The sequence below is a fragment of the Ruminococcus sp. genome (genome assembly GCF_045129435.1).
Classification (GTDB): domain Bacteria; phylum Bacillota; class Clostridia; order Oscillospirales; family Acutalibacteraceae; genus Ruminococcoides.
The window spans coordinates 1-4828 of sequence record NZ_JBGVJL010000071.1; the positions used below are offsets into that span (position 1 = coordinate 1).

Genomic DNA, 4828 nt, shown 5'->3' on the forward strand with positions numbered 1-4828 from the left:
ACCCGATGTTCGGTGCAGCGGCAATGAGCCTTTCAAGCTTTTGCGTTGTTACAAATGCGTTAAGACTGAATTTCTTTGATATTTCAAATCCAAAGAAAGACAGAAAAATAAAGAATAAAACAAAAAAGGATGATAAAACTATGAAAAAAACAATGAAAATTGAAGGTATGATGTGCTCACATTGCGAGGGCAGAGTAAAGCAGAGCCTTGAGGGACTTGCTCAGGTAGCAGAGGCAGAGGTAAGCCACGAAAAGGGAACAGCAGTGGTTACTCTTACGGCAGATGTTTCAAATGATGTACTCAAGAAAACTGTTGAAGACCAGGGCTACAAAGTGATTTCAATTTCATAATTTTATTTGCAGATGTCGCAAAAATGGCATCTGCAATTTTTTTGAAAAAATTTTGTAAAAACTATTGACTTAAAGTTAGGTTTAACCGTTATAATATGCTTATCAAATTTACAGGAGATGTTATTATGTATATTGAAAAGATTAATTCACCTCAAGATGTAAAAACACTCAACGCAGAAGAAATGAAACAGCTTGCACAAGAAATGCGTACTGTGCTTATTAAAAAGCTTAGTATTCATGGCGGACATTTCGGCCCTAACCTCGGTATGGCTGAGGCTATCATTGCACTTCACTATGTGTTTAATTCACCGGTTGACAAGTTCGTTTTTGATGTATCACATCAGAGCTATTGCCACAAAATTCTTACAGGCAGAAAGGACGCTTTCCTTTTTGAAAATAAATATGACGATGTGTCAGGCTATACAAATCCTGAGGAAAGTGAGCACGATTTCTTTAATGTAGGTCACACATCAACCTCTGTAAGCCTTGCTTGTGGCCTTGCAAAGGCAAGAGATTTACAGGGTGGCAAGGAAAATGTAATTGCCGTTATCGGTGACGGCTCATTAAGCGGCGGTGAGGCTCTTGAGGGTCTTGATTATGCAGGCGAATTTGACGGCAACTTTATTATTGTTGTAAATGACAACGATATGTCTATTGCAGAAAACCACGGCGGTCTTTACAAAAATTTAAAGCTTTTAAGAGATACTGACGGCAAGTCCGAGTGTAACCTTTTTAAGGCTATGGGACTTGACTATGTGTTTGTAAAGGACGGCAACGATATAGACGAGCTTATCAAAGCCTTTGAGAGTGTAAAGGACATTGACCACCCTGTAGTTGTTCACATCTGCACACAAAAGGGCAAGGGCTACGCACCTGCCGAAAAAGACAAGGAAAACTGGCATTGGTGTATGCCTTTTGATATTGAAACAGGTCGTTCAAAGTTTGAATTTGACGGTGAAAGCTATGATGAAATTACAGTTGATTTTATGCTTGATAAAATGAAGAATGATAAGAGCGTTGCTGTAATTACTTCAGGCACACCTGCTGTTGCGGGATTTACAAAGGACAAGCGTGATATTGCCGGCAAGCAGTTTATAGATGTAGGCATTGCAGAGGAGCACGCAGTTGCACTTGCCTCAGGTATGGCAAAGAATGGTGCTAAGCCTGTTTACGGTGTATATAGCTCATTTATTCAGAGAACCTATGACCAGATTTCACAGGACTTGTGCATTAACTCAAACCCTGTTACAATCATTGTTTTTGCGGCGTCTGTATTCGGTATGAATGATGTAACTCACCTCGGCATCTATGATATTGCAATGCTTTCAAACATTCCTAACCTTGTGTATCTTGCACCAACCTGCAAGGAAGAATACCTTGCTATGGTTGAGTGGAGTATGTCACAGAGAAAGCACCCTGTTGCAATCAGAGTTCCGGGCAACGGAGTTATTTCAAACCCGGATTATAAACCTGCTGATTTTGATAACCTTAACAAATACAGCGTTACAAAGAACGGCAGTAAGGTTGCAATCCTCGGACTCGGCACATTCTATCAGCTTGGCGAAAGCGTTGCCGATGAAATAAAAAAACAGTACGGCATTGACGCAACAGTAGTAAACCCTGTTTATATTACAGGCACAGATGATGAATTACTTTCTGATCTCTCTAAAACTCACGATGTTGTAATTACACTTGAGGACGGTATTCTTGAGGGCGGCTTTGGCGAAAAAATTGCAAGATTTTACGGTAAGTCAGATGTCAAGGTGTTGAACTACGGCTTAAAGAAGGAGTTTATCGACAGATACGATTACAACGAAATTCTTGCAGAAAATCACCTTACAAAGGAACAGATTTGCGAGGATATTAAAGATTTTGTCTGATTTAAGTTGACAATTACATTATAATAGTATTAAAATATTAGGGCAGAGTTTTTCTGCCCTGATTTTTATTTTTGGGAGTTTTTATGAACTTTACAGACGAACAGAAAATGCGATACTCAAGACAGCTTGTAATGGCTGATGTGGGAGAAAGCGGACAGCAAAAATTACTTTCCTCAAAGGTGCTTGTAATCGGAGCAGGCGGACTTGGTTCACCGGCTTTAATGTATCTTGCAGGTGCAGGAGTAGGCACAATAGGAATTGCTGATGCCGATGAGGTCGATTTATCAAACCTGCAAAGGCAGGTTATTCACACTACAAGTGACATTGGAAAAGCCAAGGCAGAGTCGGCAAGGGAAACAATTAATAAGATGAACCCTGATATTGTTGTTAAAACCTACAAAACATATGTGAACAGTAATAATATTACAAGCCTTATTTCAGAATATGATTTTGTGCTTGACTGCACAGATAATTTTGACAGTAAGTTTTTGATTAACGATTACTGTGTAAAGGCAGAAAAACCATATTGCCACGCAGGTATTGTTGGCTTTGAGGGTCAGCTTATGACCTATATTCCGCATAAGTCGCCTTGCTACAGATGCATTTTTGAAGAACCGCCTAAGGACGGAGATGTTCCTCTGCCAAAGGAAGTAGGAGTAATCAGTCCTGCCTGTGGTGTGATTGGCAGTTTGCAGGCAATGGAGGCAGTAAAGTATTTGCTCGGTAAGGGTGAGCTTTTATGCGGATATATGCTGATTTACAATGCTTTTAATTCAAGCTTTCGCAAGATAAAGCTTCCAAAGCAAAACCCGAATTGCAGTGCTTGCAACAAGCATAATTGATATATAGGAGAAACTATGGAGATTAGAGAATACCTAAAAAAGAGTAAGCTGATTGCAGACGGCTCTTTTGGCACATATTATTCAAAGAAATATAAGACAGACGAAATTCCTGAGCTTGCTAATATCACAAATCCACAGCGAATTTCTGACATTCATACCGAATACATTAACAGCGGTGCAAGACTTATCAGAACAAACACCTTTGCGTCAAATACCTACTCTCTCAACTGCACAACAGATAAGGTAAAGGAGAATATAAGGGTTGCCTTTGCTATTGCCAAAAATGCAGTAAGCAAGAGCAAAAAAGAAGTTTTTATTGCAGGAAATATAGGCCCTGTAACAGCAGTTTTTCAGCCTGATTTTGAGGCTGTGGAGGAAGAATATTATCAGATTGCAAAGACCTTTGCAGAAGAAGGAGCAAAGATTTTATGCTTTGAAACCTTTACTGAGTTTGAGCATATTATGCCGGCAATAAAGAGAATTAAAGAGGAATACAACCTCTTTGTAATTGTACAATTTTGTGTTAATCAGTTTGGCTACAGTGAGGCAGGAGAGAGTGCCGAAAGACTTGTGAGCAGTACGGCTTTTTCTCATCTTGTTGATGCGGTCGGACTTAACTGCGGAGTAGGCCCTGCCCATATGCAACAGATTTTGTCAAGAATTAACCTGAATAATAACTGCCTTATTACCGCTATGCCAAATGCCGGCTATCCGCTTCTTGTGCGTAATCGTGTAAAATATGCTGATAATCCGCTTTACTTTGCTTCAAAGGTAAATGATATGGCTTTGCTCGGTGCAGATATTGTCGGAGGCTGCTGCGGAACAACACCTGAATATATCAAAGAGCTTTCAGAAACAGTTGACTTGACTCCGACTGTAAAATCGGGTGAAATTACAGCCAATGATGAAAGTGAAAATGCTACTGTTAAGAAAAGCTTTTTCAGAAATGCAGATGGCACATTAAAGGACAAAAAGCTGATTGCGGTTGAGCTTGCTCCGCCGTTTGGTGCAGATGACAAAAAGCTTCTTGAGGCTGCACATATGCTTAAGGGACTTGGTGTAGATGTGCTTACCTTCCCTGATTCCCCGTCAGGCAGAACAAGAATTGATTCTGTGCTTATGGCTCAGAAGGTCAAGAATGAAACCGGCTTTGAGGTTATGCCGCACATTTGTTGCCGTGATAAAAACGCCATTGCAATGCGTTCCACTTTCCTCGGTGCAAGTATTAACGGCATCAATAATTTTCTTATTATTACGGGTGACCCAATTCCTGTTATGGCAAGGCAGGTTGTAAAGTCTGTGTTCAATTTCGACTCAGTTGGTCTTATGAGAATTGCAGATGAAATGAACTGCGAGGCACTCAAAAATCAGCCGCTCACCTATGGCGGTGCTATAAATCAAGGCAGACTCAGAATTGAAAGTGAAATCAAGCGTGTACAAAAGAAAATGGACGCAGGTGCGGAGTTTTTCCTGACTCAGCCTGTTTTTACTGCAGAGGACGCAGAGAAAATTCGCAGAATTAAAGAGGAAACCGGAGCAAGAATTTTGTGCGGAATTATGCCTTTAGTAAGCCGTAAAAATGCTATGTTTATGAAAAATGAAATTTCAGGTGTGAATGTTACCGATGAGGTAATTGAGCGTTACCCTGAAAACGCAGGCAGAGAAGAAGGCGAGAATGTTGGTGTTGAACTTGCAAAAGAAATGATTGCCATTACCAAGGACTTTGCGGACGGTTACTATTTTTCATTCCCGTTTA

The 4828-nt window shown here is 40.3% G+C and carries 4 protein-coding genes; all 4 read left to right on the forward strand.

Annotated features, from left to right (window positions below; translation table 11 throughout):
- On the forward strand, positions 1-350 hold a 350-nt coding region (locus ACJMMI_RS03660; protein WP_405353666.1), incomplete at its 5' end, for a metal-transporting ATPase.
- A 125-nt stretch (positions 351-475) separates the two neighbouring features.
- The gene (locus ACJMMI_RS03665; RefSeq protein ID WP_405353668.1) at positions 476-2230 is read left to right on the forward strand and encodes a 1-deoxy-D-xylulose-5-phosphate synthase; all 1755 of its coding nucleotides are present in this window, start codon (positions 476-478) and stop codon (positions 2228-2230) included.
- A gap of 83 nt (positions 2231-2313) precedes the next feature.
- Complete coding sequence (locus ACJMMI_RS03670; protein ID WP_405353670.1) at positions 2314-3072, forward strand: HesA/MoeB/ThiF family protein; 759 nt, start codon at positions 2314-2316, stop codon at positions 3070-3072.
- A gap of 15 nt (positions 3073-3087) precedes the next feature.
- The coding region (locus ACJMMI_RS03675; protein ID WP_405353672.1) for a bifunctional homocysteine S-methyltransferase/methylenetetrahydrofolate reductase at positions 3088-4828 on the forward strand (1741 nt) is incomplete at its 3' end.

Coding starts and splice junctions, on each gene's coding strand:
- ACJMMI_RS03670 (WP_405353670.1), top strand. CDS start 2,314: ATGAACTTTACAGACGAACAGAAAATGCGATACTCAAGACAGCTTGTA.
- ACJMMI_RS03665 (WP_405353668.1), top strand. CDS start 476: ATGTATATTGAAAAGATTAATTCACCTCAAGATGTAAAAACACTCAAC.